Source organism: Citrobacter sp. Cf072 (assembly GCF_030334485.1).
GTDB classification, from domain to species: Bacteria; Pseudomonadota; Gammaproteobacteria; order Enterobacterales; family Enterobacteriaceae; genus Citrobacter; species Citrobacter freundii.
On sequence record NZ_JAOWDX010000045.1, the window covers coordinates 755,081 to 776,117 of the forward strand.

Below are 21,037 nucleotides of genomic sequence, written 5' to 3' on the forward strand. Positions count from 1 at the left end.
TCTCTGTTTTTACTATTGTATTAATGGTTCTAATATTTAATTATGGGGCTTTTAAAATGTTACGGCTCTACAATATATGATCATGAAAATTACTGTGAAGTACGTCTCATTTCTACTGGGTAGAAAAACTGAAAATGGGAATGTTGTATTCTCATGATTACTATTGAGGTGGGAATACTATTTTCCCCTATAATTTGGCAGACAAATCCCGCAAAATTGATTAATCAAATTTTCTATTATCACGCATTCACTAGCCGGAGAGGCGCTGTATGTACGGGAAGCAAACAACGGTATTTGATTCTGACCTTTATTCATCATTGTTCACTCAGGATAAGATGCGGGAAATATGGTCTGACGACAATCTGCTGCGTTGTTGGTTGCGTTTTGAGGCGGCGGTCGCTCGAGTGCAAAGTGAGTTGGGAATTATTCCTGAACAAGCAGCCGTTGAAATTGAACAAACCTGTCGGGAAATACAGATAGACTGGCCAGCCTTGGCGCAGGAAACACAAACGGTCGGCATGGCGATAAAGCCGCTGATCGATCAGATCTCCGCCAGCGGAACACCGCTGGTCAGTCAGTTTCTGCATTGGGGATGCACCACTCAGGATTTACTCGACTCAGGCATGGCGATGAGATTGCAGCAAACGCTGCGGCTATTGCGTGAGCAATTGCTTGATGTTGGCGAAGCCATGAAAGCGATGGCGTTACGACACGCGCGTACGGTAATGGTTGCGCGTACCAATTCGGTGGATGCCTCTGCAACGACGTGGGGGCTTCATGTTTGCAGTTATCTGGCGGAGATAAACCGCCACCTGACACGACTACAGCAGCTGTATCCGCGTGCCGTAACCGGACTTTTTGGCGGTGCGGTGGGGAATCTGGCTTCTGTAGGTAAGCAGGGAATGGAAACGCGCCAGCGGCTGATGTTAGCGTTGGGTCTGAACGTGCCCTGCGGGATTAATAATGCCAGCCAGGATGCGGTTGTTGAGGTTGTGCAGTTTTTTGCTCTTGTTCACGGCACGCTGTGTCGTCTGGCCAACGATGTCGAAACCATGGGACGCACGCCGATTGCAGAAGTACTCGAAGGAGAGGGCGGTGGCGGATCCAGCACCATGCCACACAAAGTTAATCCACGCGCCTGTAATATGGTGCAAACGTTGGCAAGAATGGGGTGGATGTATGCTTCCGGCGCGCCAGCAATGCTGGATCAACAGGATGTACGAGCTGCCTCAATGCGGGTATTAAACTGGACGATCCTCCCGGAGGCCTCTAATGCGTTATCGACCAGCCTGACACGCGCAAAGAATCTGCTTTCGCATCTCATTGTTAATGAAGATAAGATGCGCGCTAATTTTGACTGCTCAAAGCACTTTATTATGTCTGAGTCGCTGACGATGAAGCTTGCCGCCAAAATTGGCAGAGAGTCCGCCTATAACCTGGTGAAAAATCTGCTGAAGCATGCAACCGGCGAGTACAGCTTCATGGAGATCGTACAGGCTAGCCCGGAAATCCGCGCGTCATTATCTGGGGCGGAAATTGCTGCCGCCTGCGAGCCGCTGTCATATATCGGGGCTAACGACGCGTTAATCGCTGAGACTATCGCTGAGTTCGATCGCGTGAAAACCGCAGATATTGCCTGATTCGTCATGTCGCCGGGAGGGATAGCTCTCCTGGCGGTTGGTGGCACTAAGTATTGTGGGACGATGCCGAAAATGTTTCGAAAAAGACGAATAATTCTTCCAGTTGGGCAAAATTCCCCTCGCTATCTCCTTTCTCATAAGCCAGATGTAGAATGAGTTCGATAAAAAAGAAGCCAAGAATACGGCTTTGAAAAATGGAATGTACGTCGCTTGGGAGAACAAACTGCAGATCGCAGAACTTACCGTAAGGGTTCGCCTCTGAGTTGGTCACCAACACTACGGCGGCATTCTTTTTTCTGAACCATCTTGCAATATTGAGGGCGACCCGGTTAAATCGATAGTAAGAGAAAACAATCAGGACATCTCCTTCCTCAATGTTGACGAGACATTTGGGGAGTTCGCTGATGTCCGTCGGTAACAGGGAGATGTTACTGCGGAAGTACTTTAGCAGTGTACAAAAATGCGTTGCCATGGCATGAGACGATGAAGGGCCGACGACATAAATATGACGTTTGTTGTTCAGCACCAGATCGATAAATGCATTAAGGCTCTCAATATCGATATTATTTTTAAATTGATTAAATAATTCTGATACTTTGTAGGTGAAATCGGTAACGATACTTTCAGTGGTAATCCCAGGATTGTTACGCAGTTTGATGTTTTTCTCAAACGGTGCGGATATTTTATTTTTTGACAGCGTGATGTCTAATGCCTTGCGGAAAGCAGCATAACCCGTAAACCCCATTTTATTTAAAAATCGGCCAATAGTTGCTTTGCTTACCATCGCATTTTGCGAGAGATCAACAATGCCATGGTAAGGCAGTTCATTGAAGTGTTTATTAATGTACTCATTAAGTCGGCACTCAGATTCAGTTAGATCACCCATATTAAGAGTAAGTAAGTTATACTCATCCAGACTTAATGTGTTTTTATTATACATGGATAACACCCGATTGCTGTTGAATATCAACGTTGTTATAGGGTAATACGCTTTCGACGTCAATCATTGAATGAATATCCTGGAAACCCGCATCCAGCTCTTCCTGGAAGATATGACCATACTCATATAAGTTGCGATCTTACTCACAAAAAGGGGTGGGAAAATATCTTTCCCGTATTTTATAACCACACAACCCATTACAATTAAATCTCAATATTTGAGTGTGTAATACGATAAATTTACGTACATATTATAACTGCTTATATATGGAGGCGCTTTTTTACTATCCTACATAAGCAATGATGATATGACGGGTAACCCTACCAAATTTGTATGGCATAGGAATTGTTATTATGACAGCGTTTATTATAGCAATAGTGATAACAGTTATTGCAGCATGGTTAATTGTAAAAAACTATCAGCCGCAAACTGTTTTATTACTCGCTGGACTGGCATTATTGACCATTACCGTATTGTTTTATCCTGAAAACAGCATTCTCTATGATAAAGCGAAATCCACGGGGTCAACCTGGCTGGACATCTTTAGCTTTGCCAAAGAATCGCTGACCACACAAATTGCGGGTATTGGTCTTATCATCATGGCGGCGGGTGGATTTGCCAGCTATATGGATCACATCAAAGCGTCGAATGCGATGGTGAATATGTGCATTCGTCCGCTACAGGTGATTAAAGCGCCTTACCTGATCCTCGCGTTGGGGTACATCTGCGCACAGCTTCTGCACGTGGCAATTTCAAGTGCGGCGGGGCTGGCGATGTTGCTGCTGGTGACATTCTTCCCGGTACTGGTTCGTCTTGGGGTCAGTAAAGCTTCTGCAGCCGCGATGATCGGTCTGTGCGCATTTATGGATCTAGGGCCTGCGGTTGGTACTGCGAATCTGGCGGCCAAGCATGCTGGCATGGAAAGCGCTATCTACTTCGCTCATTACCAGATGCCGGTGGCGGTGGTGGTGATGTTGGCCGTTGCTGTAGTGATTTACTTCACCGCGAAGTATTTCGACAAAAAGGATGGCTTCATATCAGGCGAGCAAAGCGTCGCGCAAGCAGAAGAAGAGGGCCGCAAGGCACCCGCTATTTACGCGTTGTTACCGGTCCTGCCTGTAGCACTGGTGCTGGTCTTTAGCCCTTTGGTGATCAAATCCATCAAAATTGACGTGGTCACGGCAATGATCCTTGGCGCGGTCGTCGCGTTTTTCTTCGAACTGGTGGCTACCCGAGATTTCAAAAACTGCTGTAAAGGGTTACAGGTCTTTTTCAAAGGCATGGGCAGCATGTTTACCAGTATTGTTTCCTTGTTGGTGTGTGCGGATATCTATGCCCAGGGGCTGCAGAAAATTGGCGCGGTGGACTACCTGTTGCAGTCAGTGCAAAACGCAGGCCTGGGTTTTACCAGTATGACGCTGGTGATGACCGCGCTGGTGGGCGTCACCGCCGTCCTGACAGGCTCTGGCGTAGCCGCCTTTTTCTCTTTCTCCGGCCTGGCTCCCTCCATTGCGGCAAAATTTGGTGAGAGCGCTGTCAATATGATTCTGCCAATGCAGTTGATGGCGGGAATGGGGCGCTCAATGTCTCCTGTGGCTGGCATCATTATTGCGGTAAGCAAAGCAGGGGAATGTTCACCGTTTATGATCGTCAGAAGAACGCTGCTTCCAGCGCTGGCCGGTATCGCGGCGATGCTGGTTGCCAACTATGTCCTGATTTGAATCCCGAGAGCCTGTTAATGCAGGCTCTTATTTTTTTATCTGGTTGTAATTTATGGATGGCAACGTGACAAACGATGTTTTATACGTCCCGTTTACGGGGAAGTTACTGCTTGAGTCTCCGTTATTGAACAAGGGAAGTAGCTTCACGCAGCAAGAAAGACATGACTTTAATCTGAGTGGACTACTGCCTTGCGCCATTGAGAATATTGATGAACAAGCCGAGCGGGCGTATCAACAATATCTTGAGGCTGAATCCCACAACGCTCGACATATTTATCTGCGTAATATTCAGGATACCAACGAAACGTTATTTTATTACCTGCTGAAAAAGCATCTGCCGGAGATGCTGCCCATCGTTTATACCCCGGTAGTCGGGGCCGCTTGCGAAAAATTCTCCTGGATATATCGTCGTGCGCGTGGCGTCTTTATTTCATGGCCCGATCGCGATCGTATTGACGATATTTTGCATGATAATCCACGGCACGATATCAAGGTCATCGTCGTTACAGATGGCGAACGCATTCTGGGACTGGGTGACCAGGGCGTAGGCGGTATGGGGATCCCTATCGGAAAACTGTCGCTCTATACCGTATGTGGCGGGGTAAATCCGGCTAATACGCTCCCCATTCTACTGGATGTCGGGACGAACAATACGCGACTGCTGGACGATCCGCGCTATATCGGCTGGCGTCATCCGCGTATCACCGGTGAAGACTACTTCGCATTTATTGGCATGTTTATTGCGGCCGTAAAACGGCGCTGGCCTGACGTTTTGCTGCAGTTTGAAGACTTCGCTCAACATACCGCAGTGCCTCTGCTGGAGCGTTATCGCGATGATCTGTGCTGCTTTAATGATGACATTCAGGGCACTGCGTCGGTAGCTCTGGCGACCTTACTTGCCGCATGTCGTGGCAGCGGCCGCGATTTCTGCAAGCAACCGATCGTGATTGTGGGAGCGGGCGCAGCCGGATGTGGCATAGCCCGGCATATCATTGCCTGTCGCATCAGTGAAGGGATGAGCCAGTCTGAAGCCAGACGGACAATTTTTATGGTGGATCGCGACGGTCTGGTGATGACCACCAATCATGCTTTAGCGGATTTCCAGCAACCGCTGGCACAACCTCCCGAGGCCTTATCTGACTGGCAGTATGAGGGGCAGGCGCCGTCATTACTGGAGGTGATTCATAATGTCAAACCCACGGTGATGCTGGGTGTGTCGGGCCAGGCCGGATTGTTCTCGCAGGAGGTGATTAGCACGATGTATCAATACTGCGATCACCCGATTGTTATGCCGCTGTCGAATCCCACCTCGAGAATGGAAGCGCGGCCAGAAGATATTGTTCGCTGGACCAGGGGACAGGCCATCATCGCGACCGGCAGCCCCTGTGATGCAGTTGAATTTAATGGGCGCTCCATTCCGGTTGCGCAATGTAATAACGTGTATGTTTTCCCGGCTATCGGTCTGGGGGCTATCGCCAGTGGTGCGACGCGCATAACAGACGCTATGCTGATGGCGGCAAGCTGCGCACTGGCCGATGCTTCTCCGCTGGTTCGTAACGGGGAAGGCGCTCTGTTGCCGGAGATTGGGACAATCTGCGACGTGACTCGCAGCATTGCTTTTGAGGTCGGTAAGGCGGCACAGCAGTCCGGTGTGGCAGAGAAGATAAGCGACGAGGTGTTGCTGCAGAGCATCAACGATAACTTTTGGCTACCGCACTACCGTCCTTATAAACGCCGGGCAATTTAGTCATTCTTCCTGGAATTGTTAACGGCTATTGGTTGCCTCTATGGTTAAGGTGTATTATTTATGCAACTTAATTGTGGAGGCATTATGTCCGGCAAACGTATTGCACGTGAAAAAATGACGATCCAGAGAATGATCTCGCTGTATGAAAGCCAGTGTCCGCAGGCTTCAGACGAGCCGGGGCATTACGATGCGTTATTTGTCTATGCGCAAAAGCGCCTGGATAAGTGCGTGTTTGGCGAGGAAAAACCGGCCTGCAAGCAGTGTCCGGTGCACTGCTATCAACCTGCTAAACGCGAAGAGATGAAGCAAATTATGCGTTGGGCTGGGCCAAGAATGCTCTGGCGTCATCCGATTCTGACCGTGCGTCATCTGATTGATGACAAACGCCCTGTCCCGGAATTGCCAGAGAAATATCAGCGCAAGAAGTAATGTAACAATTCTATGCCGGATGGCGGCTGCGCCTTATCCGGCCTACAAATACAAACGCACCAGTGGATAGACCCGATAAGCAAAGCGCCATCGGGCGAACCGTTAAACCAGCGCATCCTTATCAATGCCCAGGCGTTTCATGCGTGAGAGTAACGTTGTACGTTTCAGCCCCAGCCGTTGTGCCGCGCCTTTGGGACCGGCAACCACGCCGTTGGTTTCTTTCAATACGCGCATAATCAACTGGTATTCATCTTCGCCGTCCTGTGCGACTTCGGTTGCCACCGGAGGCGTAGACGGCATCAAAGGGGCAATATCCGGCAGGGACAGCTGCAGCACGTTGCCTCGGGTAAGCAGAACCGCACGTTCTACCACGTTTTCCAGCTCGCGCACGTTGCCCGGCCACTCCATGCTGCTCAGCGTACGCAGCGCCTCGGCGGGAATGCTGTCGATATTGCGCCCCATCCGGCGAGCAATTTTAAAGGTAAAGGCTTTTACCAGCAGCGGAATATCTTCCGGGCGCTCACGCAGCGGCGGCAGATGGATCGGGAAGACGTTCAGTCGATAGTAGAGATCGTTACGAAACTCGCGATCGGCTACCATCTTTTTCAGATCGCGGTTAGTGGCGGCGATCAAGCGTACGTCGGTCTGGATCAGTTTATTGCTGCCCAGACGTTCAAACTCCTGCTCCTGCAAAACGCGCAGCAGCTTAGGCTGTAGCTCCAGTGGCATGTCGCCCACTTCGTCGAGGAACAGCGAGCTTTTATCGGCCAGTTCGAAACGACCAATCCGCTGCGTGCTGGCACCGGTAAACGCGCCACGCTCATGACCAAACAGATCGCTTTCCAGTAATCCGGCAGGCATTGCCGCGCAGTTCATCTTCACCATCCGACGGGCGTTACGTCCGCTCAGGTTGTGAATGGCCCGTGCGATCAGCTCTTTACCCGTTCCGGTCTCACCCAGAATCAGGACGGTGCTGTCGCTTTGCGCCACCATTTCGACCTGCTTGAGTACGCTGTACATCGCTTCGCTGCGGCCAATGATTTCGCCGAACTCACTCTCTACATTGTTGAGTTGTTCAGTCAGCGCCAGGTTTTCATCTACCAGACGTTCTTTCAGGCGGTGAATCTCCTGATACGCAAGCGCGTTATCCACGGCAATTGCCACACGCTCGGCAATTTGGCGCAATAGCTTGAGGTTAGCGGTAGTGAAAACTTTCTCTTCGCACTGTGCCAGCTTGAGTACGCCGAGCATCGTATTGCCCGACATCAGCGGTAACAGACACAGGGTTTGTAGCTGGTTGCCCCAGGTTTCGAACAGCATCCGTTCGTAAGGAGCGAGCGTATCGCGTTCGCTCAGATTAATCAGCAGCATCTCTTTGCTTTTGAACACGCGTTCGGAAAGCGTACCTGCTTCATCCACTTCACTTTGTTCGTGCGCTGGATGATGTTCATCCAGATAGTGGGTGGAATAAATGCTGAGCTTGTTTTTACGATCGCTGCGTAACACGATGCTGATGGCATCAATGTCGAAGTAGTGATGGATCTCTTTGGCGACTTCGCTGACCAGTTCGTCAATGTCCAGGCGGGAGAGTACCGCATTGGTGATGGCGACCAGGATGCGAAAGTTATCACGCTCACGGCACAACAGATCGTAATCGACGTTGTTGCTGACCCTGCTTTGAATTTGTTCAGCAACGACGCCGACTATTTGGGTGAAGGTCTGTAGACGGTTATATTCTTTTTCACTCCATGGACGATCTTCATTACGGATGAACTCGCAACCGCCAAAGATACGCCCATCCGCCGCCAGCGGCAGCAGGCAGTAGTGGCCAAATTCAGAATACAGTCCGCCAGAGGCCAGCTGTGGCCAGGTTTCCGTAAACTCGTGATAGTTGCAGTGCAGCGCATCGGGGCGAGACAAAATACGGCGTACCGGACCATGAGCTAGTACCGTTTCGTCTTCATAATCGATGGGTTTACCATTTTCACGCGTCGCAAAATAACGCGCACGCTGCGTTTGTGCCTGCCATAAGACAATAGCCGCACAGTCGGCCAGCGCTGAACGCTTGACCAGCTGCGAAAGCGCCTCGCTAAGAGACGGGAGATCGGGCTGCTGTAATAATGTACGAGTAATATCGAACAGGCCTTGCTGTCCGAGGTCACTCATCGGTGTATACGACATATTGCTTTTCCAGGAAAAGCACCGCAGAACGGTGCGAAAACGGTAAATGAATTATAGGTATAAGTCGTAAATTATTGCCGGATAGCGATTTCGCTTATCCGGCCTACACGTTGCTGCTAATGGGCAGTTAGCATATACGAGGTAAAGGTTCGGCGTGTGGTAAATCGAGGGTTCGTTTCACGCCGTAAAGTCCGGCCAGACGCACACCTTTGCGTTCTACCACTTCGCCAATCATTGCGGCATCGCGTCCTAATGGATGCGCGCGCAGCGCGGCAAGCGCCGTTTCAGCGGCCTGACGCTCAACGGCAATCACCAGCTTACCTTCGTTAGCAAAGTTGAGCGCATCCAGTCCCAGCAGTTCGCAAACGCCACGCACCGCGGGCTTCACGGGCAGGGCCGCTTCAGACAGCTCAATGCCAAACCCACATGATGCGGCAAATTCGTGCGTTACTGCATTCACGCCGCCACGGGTTGCATCACGCAGCGCCTTCACGCCGGGAATATCACGTAGCGTCTGGATAAGCGGCGTCAATACCGCGCAGTCGCTGACCAGTTCGCCATCAAGACCCAGTTGTTCGCGCAGGTTAAGGATCGTTGCACCATGATCACCCAGCGTGCCGCTGACCAGCAGCACATCGCCCACGCTCAGGGTCTGTGCGCCCCAGTGAATGTTGGCGGGGATCGCGCCCATTCCGGCGGTGTTGATAAAAAGTTTGTCCGCCGCGCCGCGCTGTACAACCTTGGTGTCGCCGGTGACGATGGCGATACCCGCTTCGCGCGCGGTTGCCGCCATGCTGTTAACGACGGTTTTCAGCGTCTCCATTGGTAAACCTTCTTCGAGGATAAAACCGCAGGAGAGATAGCGCGGGATCGCGCCGCTGACCGCCACGTCGTTAGCCGTACCACAGATAGCCAGCTTGCCGATATTACCGCCCGGGAAGAACAACGGATCGATAACATAGCTGTCGGTTGAAAACGCCAGACGATCGCCTTCAGCGACCAGTTGCGCCAGTTCCAGACGTGCCTGATCTTCTTGTTCCGCCAGCCACGGATTCGCGAATGCCTCCATAAACAGACTGTTGATCAACTGCTGCATAGCCTGACCGCCGCTACCGTGGGCGAGTTGTACGCTGCTCATACTTCACACTCCTGCTGACGATACTGATACCAGGCGGCACATGCGCCTTCAGAGGAGACCATCAGGGCGCCAAAAGCGGTCTCCGGGTTACACGTTTTGCCAAATAATGGGCACTGATGTGGTTTACATCTGCCCGTCAGCACTTCCCCACAACGCGCGCGCGGATCGTCATACACCTGCTGCGGCGCTGGCTGGAAATGGGCTTCGGCATCAAAGCGCTGATAGTCAGGCGTCAGGTGAACGCCAGAGGATTCGATAACGCCCAGACCGCGCCATTCGCTGTCGCCATTGACGCAGAACACCTCGGCGATGGCCTGTTGTGCTAACGCGTTACCGGCATCCGGTACCACGCGGCGGTACTGGTTTTCTACCTGGCTGTGCGCGGCAATTTTCTGCTCAATTAACATCACCACGCCTTGCAGGAGATCGAGCGGTTCAAAACCGGCGACCACTAACGGACGATGGAAGTCTGAAGCAATGAAATTATAGGCATCAGTGCCAATCACCATGCTGACGTGGCCTGGTGCTAAAAAGGCGTCAATACCGTTGTCCGGCTGTTCCAGCAGGCTGCGCAGCGTAGGGATAAGCGTGATGTGCTGGCAGAAAAAGTAAAAGTTCTGCACGTCACGCTGCTTTGCTTGTTGCAGAGTGATAGCGGTCGTTGGCATTGTGGTTTCAAAACCCAGACCAAAGAACACCACCTTACGCGTTGGGTTTTCCTGTGCCAGTTTCAGCGCATCCATCGGTGAATAGACGATGCGGATATCTGCACCGCGCGCCTTGGCTTGCAGCAGGGAGCCTTGCTTACCCGGGACGCGCATCGCATCACCAAAGGTGCAGAAAATGACTTCTGGATGACTGGCGATTTCTACACAGCTGTCGATTCTACCCATCGGCAGAACGCAAACCGGGCAACCCGGACCATGAATAAACTCCACGTTTTCCGGTAGCAACTGGTCGAGGCCGAATTTGAAGATAGCGTGGGTATGACCACCACAAACTTCCATGATGCGCAGTGGGCGTTCAGCCGTGTAGGGGAGGTGGGCGGCACGTTCAGACAGGTGCTCTATCAGTTGCATCACCTGCTCTGGTGCGCGGTATTCGTCAACAAAACGCATTTATTTTTCCTCGCCGTACAGCAACGCGCCGACATCCGGCTCAACGTCAAACATGTTTTGCAGCGCGTCGAGCGTATCGCGCGCTTCAGCTTCATTAATGATGCTCATGGCAAAACCGACGTGGACCAGTACCCACTGGCCGAGGCGCGGTTGGCCATGCTCATCACAGCTACCGACCAGCGTCAGGTCGACGTCGCGCTGAATACCGCAAACGTCGACTTTGGCCTGGTTACCATCAATGGTGCGGATTTGACCCGGAACACCTATGCACATCGCTGCGTCTCCAGCCAGGAGAGCCATTGATCCATGCCTTCACCACTGGTGGCGGAAATCAGGATAATCTCAATTCCCGGGTTCACTTCCCGGGCGCTGGCGATGCATTTTTCAACGTCAAAATTGAGGTACGGTAGCAGATCCACTTTGTTGAGCAGCATCAGTGATGCGGCGGCAAACATATGTGGATATTTCAGCGGTTTGTCTTCACCTTCGGTGACGGAAAGCACGGCCACTTTATGGCGCTCGCCGAGGTCGAAGCTGGCCGGGCAGACCAGGTTGCCGACGTTCTCAATGAACAGAATGCCGTTATCGTCAAGCGGCAAACGCGGCGCAGCGTCAGCAATCATTTGTGCGTCAAGGTGGCAACCTTTACCGGTGTTGACCTGAATGGCGGGCGTGCCTGTGGCGCGAATACGGGCAGCATCGTTCACCGTCTGCTGGTCACCTTCAATAACGGCGCACGGCACGCTATCTTTCAGCTTCATCAGCGTTTCGGTCAGCAGCGTGGTTTTACCGGAACCCGGGCTTGAAACAAGGTTCAGCACCAGATGCTGACGGGCCGCAAAGCGGGCACGGTTGCGTTCGGCCAGGCGGTTGTTTTTGTCCAGTACGTCAATTTCCACTTCCAGCATACGGCGTTGGCTCATACCTGGTGCGTGGGTTCCTGCCTCACCGTGACCGTAGTGCAAATCGCCTTCTTCGGTCTGGCTCGGTGTGAAATTTGAGGTCTTCACACCGGTAATATTCAGCGCTGGACGAGCCGCTGGGGCAAATGGCGCGCTGCGAAACGCCGAGTGGGGATTATGCTCATCACCCTCTATATATAGGTTGCCTTCAGCGCAACCACATGTCGTACACATCGCTCACTCCTGATCTTTTTACTTGCGATACATCTGTTGCCGGATGACTGCGTTGCCTTATCCGGCCTACAAACGAGCTCTTTCTGTAGGCTGGATAAAACGCTTAAGCGTCGCCATCCGGCGCTGGAGTCTGATCTATTTCAATACGTCGAATCTGTAAGCCGTCATCGGCCACAATTCTCAGCATATCGCTGTTGCATTGCGGACATCGGCGCACGCGTTGCGTCAGTAATGTGACGTATTGTTGACAAGATTCGCACCAACATTCGGCTTCTTGTTCTTCGAGGTGGAGTTTACAACCTTCTGCAAGGGTCCCGCGGCATACCAGATCAAAACAAAAGGAGAGAGCGCTGGTTTCTACGCAAGAAAATGCGCCAATTTTGAGCCAGACCCCAGTTACTCGCTGAGCACCGTGTTGCGTGGCCTGTTGTTCAATCAATTCCAGTGCCCGTTGGCAGAGGGTTATTTCGTGCATACCGCCTCCTGTGAAGTTGCCGTATCAAAAGCAATAAGCATGCCAGGTTGAATTTTTTCATTCGTGACAATGACGACAATGACGAAATGACATGTCGTCACCCGCCTTTTATTTTTTATCTATATGAAAATTAAGTAATTTAATTTTGGCATGAAATGTGCTTAAGGCTGTTCATCTCTGCTAAACGGGTAACCTGACATGACTATTTGGGAAATAAGCGAAAAAGCCGATTACATCGCTGAACGGCATCGTCGCCTACAGGACCAGTGGCGTATTTACTGCAACTCGCTGGTTCAGGGGATCACCCTGTCGAAAGCGCGTTTGCATCATGCAATGAGCTGTGCGCCGGACAAAGATCTCTGCTTTGTCCTTTTTGAACACTTCACTATCTACGTCACGCTGGCGGATGGCTTCAATAGCCACACCATCGAGTACTACGTCGAAACAAAAGATGGTGATGATAAGCAACTGATTGCACAGGCACAGTTGACCATCGACGGTCAAGTCGATGAGCGTTTCAGTAACCGCGATCGCGAACAGGTGCTGGAGCACTATCTTGAGAAAATCGCCACCGTCTACGACAGCCTGTACACCGCGGTTGAGAACAATATGCCGGTGAATTTAAGCCAACTGGTTGAGGGACATAGCCCGGCTTAAGCCTCAGGTGCTGTCCACTTTGTCATGATGCGGTTTACATACTGCGTCACGATGTTTTAGGGAATGGGCATGTCGAAAAATGTCGAAATGACATTTTGCAGACATGTTTTCGTCAAAAATGACTATCACCTGAGGAATGCCTGGTGAATCGTTTTGTAATTGCTGACTCCACTCTTTGTATTGGCTGCCACACCTGTGAAGCCGCCTGCTCAGAGACACATCGCCAGCATGGCCTGCAGTCAATGCCGCGCCTGAAAGTGATGTTAAATGAAAAAGAATCCGCGCCGCAGCTTTGCCACCAGTGTGAAGATGCGCCTTGCGCCACCGTGTGTCCGGTTAATGCCATTAACCGCGTTGATGGCGCCGTACAGCTGAATGAAAGCCTGTGCGTAAGCTGCAAACTGTGCGGGATCGCTTGTCCGTTTGGCGCGATAGAGTTTTCTGGTAGCCGTCCGCTGCATATCCCGGCAAACGCCAATACGCCAAAAGCGCCTCCGGCTCCGCCAGCGCCTGCTCGCGTGAGTTCGCTGTTGGACTGGGTTCCAGGCGTTCGTGCCATCGCGGTGAAATGCGATCTGTGCAGTTTTGACGAGCTTGGTCCGGCCTGCGTGCGCATGTGTCCGACCAAAGCCCTGCACCTGGTGAGCAACATGGATATCGCCCGCGCCAGCAAACGTAAGCGTGAGCTGACTTTCAATACCGATTTCGGCGATCTCACCTTGTTTCAGCAGGCTCAGAGTGGGGATGCAAAATGAGCGCAATTTCACTGATTAACAGCGGCGTGGCCTGGTTTACAGCGGCTGCGGTTCTGGCATTTCTGTTTTCATTTCATAAATCGCTGAGCGGCTGGATTGCTGGAGTTGGCGGTGCGGTCGGCAGCTTGTGTACGGCAGCCGCTGGTTTTACCGTTCTGACTAATGCGCTGGCGGTGAGCGGCGTGATGCCGTTTATTGGGCACAGTCTGCAAATTACTCCGCTGAATGCTATCTGGCTGATTACGCTGGGACTGTGCGGCCTGTTTGTCAGCCTGTACAACATTGACTGGCATCGTCATCCCCAGGTGAAAGCTAACGGCCTGCTGGTGAATTTGCTGATGGCCGCGGCGGTATGTGCGGTGATTGCCAGCAACCTCGGTACGCTGGTGGTGATGGCGGAAATCATGGCGCTGTGTGCCGTGTTCCTCACCGGCTGCAGTAAAGAAGGCAAACTGTGGTTTGCGCTGGGGCGTATTGGTACGCTGCTGCTGGCGGTTGCCTGCTACCTTGTGTGGCAACGTTACGGCACTCTGGAGCTGCGTCTGCTAGACCTGCGCACCCAGGAGCTGCCGCTCGGGTCTGACATCTGGCTGCTGGGCGTGGCAGGTTTTGGCCTGCTGGCCGGGATTATTCCTCTGCATGGTTGGGTGCCACAGGCACACGCCAATGCCAGCGCACCGGCTGCGGCACTGTTCTCTACCGTCGTCATGAAGGTCGGTCTACTGGGTATTCTCTCCCTGTCGCTGCTGGGCGGTAATGCACCGCTGTGGTGGGGGGTTACGCTGCTGGTGTTGGGCATGATCACCGCATTTGTTGGCGGTCTTTATGCGCTGATGGAACACAATATCCAGCGCCTGCTGGCGTACCACACGCTGGAAAACATCGGCATTATTCTGTTGGGGCTGGGCGCTGGCGTGACCGGGATTTCCCTGAATCAACCGGCGCTGATTGCGCTGGGTTTGACCGGCGGTCTGTACCACCTGGTAAACCACAGCCTGTTCAAAAGCGTTCTGTTCCTGGGCGCAGGCAGCATCTGGTTCCGTACCGGTCATCGTGATATCGAAAAACTGGGCGGTATCGGCAAACGCATGCCGGTTATCTCTCTGGCGATGTTGGTTGGCCTGATGGCGATGGCCGCGCTGCCACCGCTGAACGGTTTTGCCGGTGAGTGGGTTATCTATCAATCCTTCTTCAAGCTGGGTAACAGCGGGGCGTTTGTCGGTCGTCTGTTAGGGCCGTTGCTGGCGGTTGGGCTGGCAATTACCGGCGCGCTGGCGGTGATGTGTATGGCGAAAGTCTATGGCGTAACGTTCCTTGGCGCACCGCGTACGAAGGAAGCTGAAAACGCCTGCTGCGCACCAATCCTGATGAGCGTGAGCGTCGTTGCGCTGGCTATCTGCTGCGTGATTGGCGGCGTGGCTGCGCCGTGGCTGCTGCCGATGATCTCCTCTGCCGTTCCGCTGCCGCTGGAAACTGCGAACACCACCGTTTCTCAGCCAATGATCACGCTGCTGCTGATCGCATGTCCGCTGCTGCCGTTCATCATCATGGCAATTTTCAAAGGCAACCGTCTGCCGTCGCGTTCACGCGGTGCGGCATGGGTGTGTGGTTACGATCACGAGCAGTCAATGGTCATTACCGCGCACGGTTTTGCCATGCCGGTGAAAGAAGCCTTTGCCCCGGTACTCAAACTGCGTAAGTGGTTAAATCCGGTATCACTGGTTCCGGGCTGGCAGAATGCGGCTGCGCCGGTGCTGTTCCGTCGCCTGGCGCTGATTGAGCTGGCGGTGCTGGTGGTGATTGTGGTTTCACGAGGAGCCTGAAAATGAGTGTTTTATATCCGTTAATTCAGGCGCTCGTGCTGTTTGCCGTTGCGCCGCTGCTGTCCGGCGTTACCCGCGTGGCGCGTGCGCGTTTGCACAATCGCCGTGGTCCTGGCGTTTTGCAGGAATACCGCGACATTATCAAACTGCTGGGTCGTCAGAGCATTGCGCCTGCGGATTCCAGTTGGGTCTTCCGCCTGACGCCGTTTGTGATGGTGGGCGTGATGCTGACTATCGCCACTGCGCTACCGGTAGTGACCGTTGGCTCACCGCTGCCGCAACTGGGCGATCTGATCACCTTAATTTACCTGTTCGCCATTGCCCGTTTCTTCTTCTCTATCGCGGGACTGGATACCGGTAGCCCGTTTACCGCCATTGGTGCCAGCCGTGAAGCGATGCTTGGCGTGCTGGTTGAACCTATCCTGCTGCTGGGGCTGTGGGTAGCGGCACAGGTTGCGGGTTCAACCCATATCAGCAATATCGCCGATACCATTTACCACTGGCCTGCTGCGCACAGCATCCCGCTGATTCTGGCACTGTGTGCCTGTGCTTTCGCCACCTTTATCGAAATGGGCAAACTGCCATTCGATCTGGCAGAAGCAGAGCAAGAGCTGCAGGAAGGTCCATTGACTGAATACAGCGGCAGCGGTTTTGCCGTGCTGAAATGGGGCATTAGCCTCAAGCAACTGGTCGTTCTGCAAATGTTCGTTGGTGTGTTCCTGCCGTGGGGACAGATGGAAACCTTCACCGCGGGTGGGCTGCTGCTGGCGCTGGTGATTGCCGTCGTCAAGCTGGTCCTCGGCGTGCTGGTCATCGCCCTGTTCGAAAACAGCATGGCGCGTCTGCGTTTTTGCGCCACTTCACGCGTGACCTGGGCCGGTTTTGGGTTTGCGTTTTTAGCGTTCGTCTCCTTGCTGGTGGCGTGATTTAAGAGAGTTTGAGCATGTCTGAAGAAAAATTAGGTCAACAATATCTCGCTGCGCTGCATCAGGCCTTTCCGGGCGTGGTACTGGATGAAGCCTGGCAGACCAAAGATCAGCTGACGATCACCGTCAAGGTGAACTACCTGCCGGAAGTGGTGGAGTTCCTGTACTACAAACAGGGCGGCTGGTTGTCCGTGTTGTTTGGTAACGACGAACGCCAGCTGTGCGGCCATTACGCTGTTTATTACGTGATGTCGATGGAGCAGGGCACCAAATGCTGGATAACCGTCCGCGTTGAAGTCGATGCCAACAAGCTGGAGTTCCCGTCCGTCACGCCGCGCGTTCCGGCTGCGGTCTGGGGCGAGCGCGAAGTGCGCGATATGTACGGTTTGATCCCGGTTGGTTTGCCGGATGAGCGCCGTTTGGTACTGCCCGATGACTGGCCGGACGAACTCTATCCGCTGCGTAAAGACAGCATGGATTATCGTCAGCGCCCGGCGCCGACTACCGATGCTGAAACCTACGAGTTCATCAACGAACTGGGCGACAAGAAAAATAACGTGGTGCCGATTGGCCCGTTGCACGTCACCTCCGATGAACCTGGTCACTTCCGCCTGTTCGTGGACGGCGAGAACATTATCGATGCCGACTACCGTCTGTTCTATGTCCACCGCGGCATGGAGAAACTGGCGGAAACCCGTATGGGTTACAACGAAGTGACGTTCCTGTCAGATCGCGTGTGTGGTATCTGCGGCTTTGCGCATAGCACCGCCTATACCACCTCCGTTGAGAATGCGATGGGCATCGTGGTGCCGGAACGTGCGCAGATGATCCGTGCCATTCTACTGGAAGTTGAGCGTCTGCACTCGCACCTGCTGAACCTCGGCCTGGCCTGTCACTTCACCGGTTTTGACTCCGGCTTTATGCAGTTCTTCCGCGTGCGTGAAACGTCGATGAAGATGGCGGAGATCCTCACCGGGGCTCGTAAAACTTACGGTCTGAACCTGATCGGCGGTATCCGTCGTGATCTGCTGAAAGAAGATATGATCCAGACCCGTCAACTGGCGCAGCAGATGCGTCGTGACGTGCAGGAACTGGTCGATATGCTGCTCAGCACGCCGAACATGGAACAGCGTACCGTTGGTATTGGTCGTCTGGATCCGGAAATTGCCCGTGACTTCAGTAACGTCGGCCCGATGGTTCGCGCCAGCGGCCACGCGCGTGACACCCGCGCCGATCACCCGTTTGTCGGCTATGGTCTGCTGCCGATGGAAGTTCATAGCGAGCAGGGCTGCGACGTTATTTCTCGTCTGAAAGTTCGTATTAATGAAGTCTACACTGCACTGAATATGATCGACTTCGGTCTGGATAACCTGCCGGGCGGCCCGCTGATGGTAGAAGGCTTTACCTATATTCCTCACCGTTTCGCACTAGGCTTTGCTGAAGCGCCGCGTGGAGATGACATCCACTGGAGTATGACCGGCGACAACCAGAAACTGTATCGCTGGCGCTGCCGTGCGGCGACCTACGCCAACTGGCCGACGCTGCGCTACATGCTGCGTGGCAATACCGTTTCCGATGCACCGCTGATTATCGGTAGCCTCGATCCTTGCTACTCCTGTACTGACCGTATGACCGTGGTCGATGTACGTAAGAAGAAGAGCAAAGTCGTGCCGTACAAAGAACTTGAGCGCTACAGCATCGAGCGTAAAAACTCGCCGCTGAAATAAGGAATCGCCATGTTTACCTTTATCAAAAAAGTCATCAAAACTGGGGCACCGACGTCGTCGTATCCGCTGGAGCCGATCGCGGTCGATAAAAACTTCCGTGGCAAACCGGAACATAACCCGCAGCAGTGTATTGGCTGCGCGGCCTGTGTAAATGCGTGCCCGTCGAACGCGCTGACGGTCGAAACCGATCTGGTCACCAATGAACTGGCGTGGCAATTCAACCTCGGTCGCTGCATCTTCTGCGCCCGCTGCGAAGAAGTTTGCCCGACGGCGGCGATCAAGCTGTCGCAGGAGTATGAGCTGGCGGTGTGGAAGAAAGAGGATTTCCTGCAGCAGTCCCGCTTTGCGCTGTGTAATTGCCGCGTGTGTAACCGTCCGTTTGCGGTACAAAAAGAGATTGATTACGCCATTGCGCTACTTAAGCACAACGGTGATAGTCGCGCGGAAAACCACCGTGAAAGCTTTGAGACCTGCCCGGACTGTAAGCGCCAGAAATGCCTGGTGCCGTCTGACCGTATTGAACTGACTCGCCATATGAAAGAGGCCAGCTGATGAGCAATTTATTAGGCCCACGTGACGCCAACGGTATTCCGGTACCGATGACGGTGGATGAATCCATTGCCAGCATGAAAGCGTCGCTGCTAAAAAGCATCAAGCGTTCAGCGTACGTTTACCGTGTGGACTGCGGCGGCTGCAACGGTTGCGAAATCGAAATCTTCGCCACGCTTTCTCCGCTGTTTGACGCCGAACGTTTTGGTATCAAAGTGGTACCGTCCCCGCGCCATGCGGATATCCTGCTGTTTACCGGCGCGGTAACCCGTGCCATGCGCTCTCCGGCGCTACGCGCCTGGCAGTCTGCGCCAGACCCGAAAATTTGTATCTCTTACGGTGCTTGCGGTAACAGCGGCGGTATTTTCCACGACTTATACTGCGTCTGGGGCGGCACGGACAAAATCGTACCGGTGGATGTGTATATCCCTGGCTGCCCGCCAACGCCTGCAGCCACGCTGTATGGTTTTGCCATGGCGTTGGGTCTGCTGGAACAAAAAATTCACGCGCGTGCGCCGGGTGAACTGGACGAACAGCCCGCCGAAATTCTGCATCCGGATATGGTTCAGCCGCTGCGAGTGAAGGTGGATCGCGAGGCTCGCCGTCTGGCGGGATACCGCTATGGCCGCCAGATTGCTGATGACTATATGACGCAGTTAGGGCAGGGCGAGCATCAGGTGGCGCGCTGGCTGGAGGCGGAAAACGATCCGCGTCTGACCGAGATCGTCACGCATCTTAACCATGTTGTCGAAGAGGCGCGTATCCGATGAGTGAAACGGTGGTGTTCAGTCAACTGAGCCGTAAGTTTATTGATGAGAACGATGCGACGCCCGCTGAGGCGCAGCAGGTTGTCTATTACAGCCTGGCGATTGGTCACCACCTTGGGATCATCGATTGCCTGGAAGCGGCGTTAACTTGTCCATGGGACGAATATCTGGCATGGATTGCTACCCTTGCTGAGGGAAGCGAAGCCCGCCGGAAAATGGAAGGCGTGCCGAAATACGGCGAGATCGTTATCGATTTCAACCATGTGCAAATGCTGGCACGCGCGTTCGATGATGCGCGTGCCGTACAGACCCCGCAGCAGCAGGAGTGGAGCAAGCTGATGCTTAGCATGCTGCACGACATACACCAGGAAAGCGCCATCTATCTGATGGTGAGGAGACACCGTGACTGACGTTTTATTATGTGTGGGTAACAGCATGATGGGCGATGACGGCGCGGGCCCGCTGCTGGCTGAAATGTGTGCTGCAAATCCTCAAGGCAACTGGGTTGTCATCGACGGCGGTAGCGCGCCGGAGAACGATATTGTCGCCATCCGTGAACTGCGTCCGCAACGTTTGTTGATTGTTGATGCTACCGATATGGGGCTGAACCCAGGTGAAATCCGCATTATCGATCCCGATGACATTGCCGAGATGTTCATGATGACCACCCATAACATGCCGCTGAATTACCTGGTCGATCAGCTGAAAGACGACGTTGGTGAGGTGATTTTCCTCGGCATTCAACCGGACATCGTCGGTTTTTACTACCCGATGACACAGCCGATCAAAGATGCTGTTGATACCGTCTATCAGCGATTAGCCGGTTGGGAAGGACACGGTGGATTCTCCGAGCTGGAAGCGCCAGAAGAGTAAACTGTATCAGTGCCGGATGTGAACGACATCCGGCCTGTTTTCCCAGTGTATCCTCGTCATTCAATTGCCTGCTCAATAATTAATTTCCCCTGCATCACTGATACATTCACTGCCGTACCGGTCGGAAATCCAGCTTGTTCCAGCCAGTCGCCGTTCAGCGTGAGCGAGGCGTGCCGACTGATTCGTCGCGTGTAACCCGTTTTTGGATCTTCATGGCGTTTTCTGACATAGCTGACTTTCAAGCGACGTACCGGTTTGGTGATTACCTCTGCTGATTTACCCTTTTTATCAAACATGCACGCTTCCTTGTGGTGAACGGCCAGGATTAAAAACTACTGAATAAAATGCCAGTAAAAAAGGATGAGGGCAAACCTGAAACTGGAAGGACGATTCCACATCTGGAATGTAATAAATGAAATGAAAATATGTAATTCT

Annotated in this window: 21 protein-coding genes; 13 read left to right on the forward strand and 8 right to left on the reverse strand. The window is 53.0% G+C overall.

Annotated features, from left to right (window positions below):
- Positions 1 to 269: 269 nt before the first annotated feature.
- Positions 270 to 1,640, forward strand: coding sequence for a class-II fumarase/aspartase family protein (locus OGX66_RS15950; protein WP_088903112.1), 1,371 nt, complete (start codon positions 270 to 272; stop codon positions 1,638 to 1,640).
- A gap of 46 nt (positions 1,641 to 1,686) precedes the next feature.
- Here the strand turns inward: OGX66_RS15950 and OGX66_RS15955 are convergent, their stop codons facing one another.
- Positions 1,687 to 2,580 (reverse strand): MurR/RpiR family transcriptional regulator, encoded by an 894-nt coding sequence (locus OGX66_RS15955; RefSeq protein ID WP_003840284.1) that lies wholly within the window; start codon positions 2,578 to 2,580, stop codon positions 1,687 to 1,689.
- Positions 2,581 to 2,933: 353 nt separating this feature from the next.
- Here OGX66_RS15955 and dcuC point away from each other — a divergent pair, with 353 nt between their 5' ends.
- From dcuC to OGX66_RS15970, 3 genes are all read left to right on the forward strand, one after another.
- Complete coding sequence (gene dcuC / locus OGX66_RS15960) at positions 2,934 to 4,301, forward strand: C4-dicarboxylate transporter DcuC (RefSeq protein WP_003846583.1); 1,368 nt, start codon at positions 2,934 to 2,936, stop codon at positions 4,299 to 4,301.
- Between the two features lie 52 nt (positions 4,302 to 4,353).
- On the forward strand, positions 4,354 to 6,048 hold the full coding sequence (locus tag OGX66_RS15965) for an NAD-dependent malic enzyme (RefSeq protein WP_270922561.1): 1,695 nt from the start codon (positions 4,354 to 4,356) through the stop codon (positions 6,046 to 6,048).
- An 84-nt stretch (positions 6,049 to 6,132) separates the two neighbouring features.
- Positions 6,133 to 6,477 carry a nitrous oxide-stimulated promoter family protein gene (locus OGX66_RS15970; protein ID WP_088903114.1) on the forward strand — a complete coding sequence of 115 codons (345 nt, stop codon included), beginning with the start codon at positions 6,133 to 6,135 and terminating at the stop codon, positions 6,475 to 6,477.
- Positions 6,478 to 6,579: 102 nt separating this feature from the next.
- Here the strand turns inward: OGX66_RS15970 and flhA are convergent, their stop codons facing one another.
- The 6 genes from flhA to hypA all read right to left on the reverse strand — a co-directional run bounded on the left by flhA (position 6,580) and on the right by hypA (position 12,525).
- On the reverse strand, positions 6,580 to 8,658 hold the full coding sequence (gene flhA, locus OGX66_RS15975; protein ID WP_003840276.1) for a formate hydrogenlyase transcriptional activator FlhA: 2,079 nt from the start codon (positions 8,656 to 8,658) through the stop codon (positions 6,580 to 6,582).
- Positions 8,659 to 8,785: 127 nt separating this feature from the next.
- Positions 8,786 to 9,796, reverse strand: a complete 1,011-nt coding sequence (gene hypE, locus OGX66_RS15980; protein WP_003037416.1) for a hydrogenase expression/formation protein HypE — start codon at positions 9,794 to 9,796, stop codon at positions 8,786 to 8,788.
- Positions 9,793 to 10,914 carry a hydrogenase formation protein HypD gene (hypD, locus tag OGX66_RS15985; protein ID WP_088903115.1) on the reverse strand — a complete coding sequence of 374 codons (1,122 nt, stop codon included), beginning with the start codon at positions 10,912 to 10,914 and terminating at the stop codon, positions 9,793 to 9,795. The genes hypE and hypD overlap by 4 nt, the downstream gene beginning before the upstream one ends.
- Positions 10,915 to 11,187 (reverse strand): hydrogenase 3 maturation protein HypC, encoded by a 273-nt coding sequence (hypC, locus tag OGX66_RS15990; RefSeq protein ID WP_003037411.1) that lies wholly within the window; start codon positions 11,185 to 11,187, stop codon positions 10,915 to 10,917. It abuts the gene before it with no gap.
- Positions 11,178 to 12,050: a hydrogenase nickel incorporation protein HypB gene (gene hypB / locus OGX66_RS15995; protein ID WP_003037409.1), complete on the reverse strand. Its 873-nt coding sequence runs from the start codon at positions 12,048 to 12,050 to the stop codon at positions 11,178 to 11,180. Before hypB ends, hypC begins: the two co-directional genes overlap by 10 nt.
- Before the next feature lie 103 nt (positions 12,051 to 12,153).
- Complete coding sequence (gene hypA / locus OGX66_RS16000; RefSeq protein WP_003037406.1) at positions 12,154 to 12,525, reverse strand: hydrogenase maturation nickel metallochaperone HypA; 372 nt, start codon at positions 12,523 to 12,525, stop codon at positions 12,154 to 12,156.
- Between the two features lie 198 nt (positions 12,526 to 12,723).
- On the opposite strand from hypA, the gene hycA reads away from it, so the two are divergent.
- The 9 genes from hycA to hycI all read left to right on the forward strand — a co-directional run bounded on the left by hycA (position 12,724) and on the right by hycI (position 20,602).
- Positions 12,724 to 13,182, forward strand: coding sequence for a formate hydrogenlyase regulator HycA (gene hycA, locus OGX66_RS16005; protein WP_003840271.1), 459 nt, complete (start codon positions 12,724 to 12,726; stop codon positions 13,180 to 13,182).
- Between the two features lie 143 nt (positions 13,183 to 13,325).
- Entirely contained in the window at positions 13,326 to 13,937 is a 612-nt protein-coding gene (gene hycB, locus OGX66_RS16010) for a formate hydrogenlyase subunit HycB (protein ID WP_003037401.1), read from the forward strand.
- Positions 13,934 to 15,760: a formate hydrogenlyase subunit 3 gene (gene hycC, locus OGX66_RS16015; protein ID WP_088903116.1), complete on the forward strand. Its 1,827-nt coding sequence runs from the start codon at positions 13,934 to 13,936 to the stop codon at positions 15,758 to 15,760. The genes hycB and hycC overlap by 4 nt, the downstream gene beginning before the upstream one ends.
- Before the next feature lie 2 nt (positions 15,761 to 15,762).
- Positions 15,763 to 16,686, forward strand: a complete 924-nt coding sequence (locus OGX66_RS16020) for a respiratory chain complex I subunit 1 family protein (RefSeq protein WP_003037395.1) — start codon at positions 15,763 to 15,765, stop codon at positions 16,684 to 16,686.
- Between the two features lie 17 nt (positions 16,687 to 16,703).
- On the forward strand, positions 16,704 to 18,413 hold the full coding sequence (gene hycE / locus OGX66_RS16025; RefSeq protein WP_003037393.1) for a formate hydrogenlyase subunit HycE: 1,710 nt from the start codon (positions 16,704 to 16,706) through the stop codon (positions 18,411 to 18,413).
- A gap of 9 nt (positions 18,414 to 18,422) precedes the next feature.
- On the forward strand, positions 18,423 to 18,965 hold the full coding sequence (gene hycF, locus OGX66_RS16030) for a formate hydrogenlyase subunit HycF (protein WP_003846595.1): 543 nt from the start codon (positions 18,423 to 18,425) through the stop codon (positions 18,963 to 18,965).
- Positions 18,965 to 19,732 (forward strand): formate hydrogenlyase subunit HycG, encoded by a 768-nt coding sequence (gene hycG, locus OGX66_RS16035; protein WP_003037388.1) that lies wholly within the window; start codon positions 18,965 to 18,967, stop codon positions 19,730 to 19,732. Before hycF ends, hycG begins: the two co-directional genes overlap by 1 nt.
- Positions 19,729 to 20,139: a formate hydrogenlyase maturation HycH family protein gene (locus OGX66_RS16040; protein ID WP_003037385.1), complete on the forward strand. Its 411-nt coding sequence runs from the start codon at positions 19,729 to 19,731 to the stop codon at positions 20,137 to 20,139. Before hycG ends, OGX66_RS16040 begins: the two co-directional genes overlap by 4 nt.
- Positions 20,132 to 20,602 (forward strand): hydrogenase maturation peptidase HycI, encoded by a 471-nt coding sequence (gene hycI / locus OGX66_RS16045; RefSeq protein ID WP_003037382.1) that lies wholly within the window; start codon positions 20,132 to 20,134, stop codon positions 20,600 to 20,602. Before OGX66_RS16040 ends, hycI begins: the two co-directional genes overlap by 8 nt.
- Before the next feature lie 56 nt (positions 20,603 to 20,658).
- On the opposite strand, the gene OGX66_RS16050 is transcribed toward hycI, so the two are convergent.
- Positions 20,659 to 20,898: a SymE family type I addiction module toxin gene (locus OGX66_RS16050; protein WP_003037379.1), complete on the reverse strand. Its 240-nt coding sequence runs from the start codon at positions 20,896 to 20,898 to the stop codon at positions 20,659 to 20,661.
- Positions 20,899 to 21,037: the final 139 nt, after the last annotated feature.

Coding starts and splice junctions, on each gene's coding strand:
- hycA (WP_003840271.1), top strand. CDS start 12,724: ATGACTATTTGGGAAATAAGCGAAAAAGCCGATTACATCGCTGAACGG.
- OGX66_RS15965 (WP_270922561.1), top strand. CDS start 4,354: ATGGATGGCAACGTGACAAACGATGTTTTATACGTCCCGTTTACGGGG.
- OGX66_RS15970 (WP_088903114.1), top strand. CDS start 6,133: ATGTCCGGCAAACGTATTGCACGTGAAAAAATGACGATCCAGAGAATG.
- hypA (WP_003037406.1), bottom strand. CDS start 12,525: ATGCACGAAATAACCCTCTGCCAACGGGCACTGGAATTGATTGAACAA.
- hypD (WP_088903115.1), bottom strand. CDS start 10,914: ATGCGTTTTGTTGACGAATACCGCGCACCAGAGCAGGTGATGCAACTG.
- flhA (WP_003840276.1), bottom strand. CDS start 8,658: ATGTCGTATACACCGATGAGTGACCTCGGACAGCAAGGCCTGTTCGAT.
- hypE (WP_003037416.1), bottom strand. CDS start 9,796: ATGAGCAGCGTACAACTCGCCCACGGTAGCGGCGGTCAGGCTATGCAG.
- OGX66_RS15955 (WP_003840284.1), bottom strand. CDS start 2,580: ATGTATAATAAAAACACATTAAGTCTGGATGAGTATAACTTACTTACT.
- OGX66_RS16040 (WP_003037385.1), top strand. CDS start 19,729: ATGAGTGAAACGGTGGTGTTCAGTCAACTGAGCCGTAAGTTTATTGAT.
- OGX66_RS16020 (WP_003037395.1), top strand. CDS start 15,763: ATGAGTGTTTTATATCCGTTAATTCAGGCGCTCGTGCTGTTTGCCGTT.
- hycG (WP_003037388.1), top strand. CDS start 18,965: ATGAGCAATTTATTAGGCCCACGTGACGCCAACGGTATTCCGGTACCG.
- hycF (WP_003846595.1), top strand. CDS start 18,423: ATGTTTACCTTTATCAAAAAAGTCATCAAAACTGGGGCACCGACGTCG.
- hycC (WP_088903116.1), top strand. CDS start 13,934: ATGAGCGCAATTTCACTGATTAACAGCGGCGTGGCCTGGTTTACAGCG.
- dcuC (WP_003846583.1), top strand. CDS start 2,934: ATGACAGCGTTTATTATAGCAATAGTGATAACAGTTATTGCAGCATGG.
- OGX66_RS15950 (WP_088903112.1), top strand. CDS start 270: ATGTACGGGAAGCAAACAACGGTATTTGATTCTGACCTTTATTCATCA.
- hycE (WP_003037393.1), top strand. CDS start 16,704: ATGTCTGAAGAAAAATTAGGTCAACAATATCTCGCTGCGCTGCATCAG.
- OGX66_RS16050 (WP_003037379.1), bottom strand. CDS start 20,898: ATGTTTGATAAAAAGGGTAAATCAGCAGAGGTAATCACCAAACCGGTA.
- hypC (WP_003037411.1), bottom strand. CDS start 11,187: ATGTGCATAGGTGTTCCGGGTCAAATCCGCACCATTGATGGTAACCAG.
- hypB (WP_003037409.1), bottom strand. CDS start 12,050: ATGTGTACGACATGTGGTTGCGCTGAAGGCAACCTATATATAGAGGGT.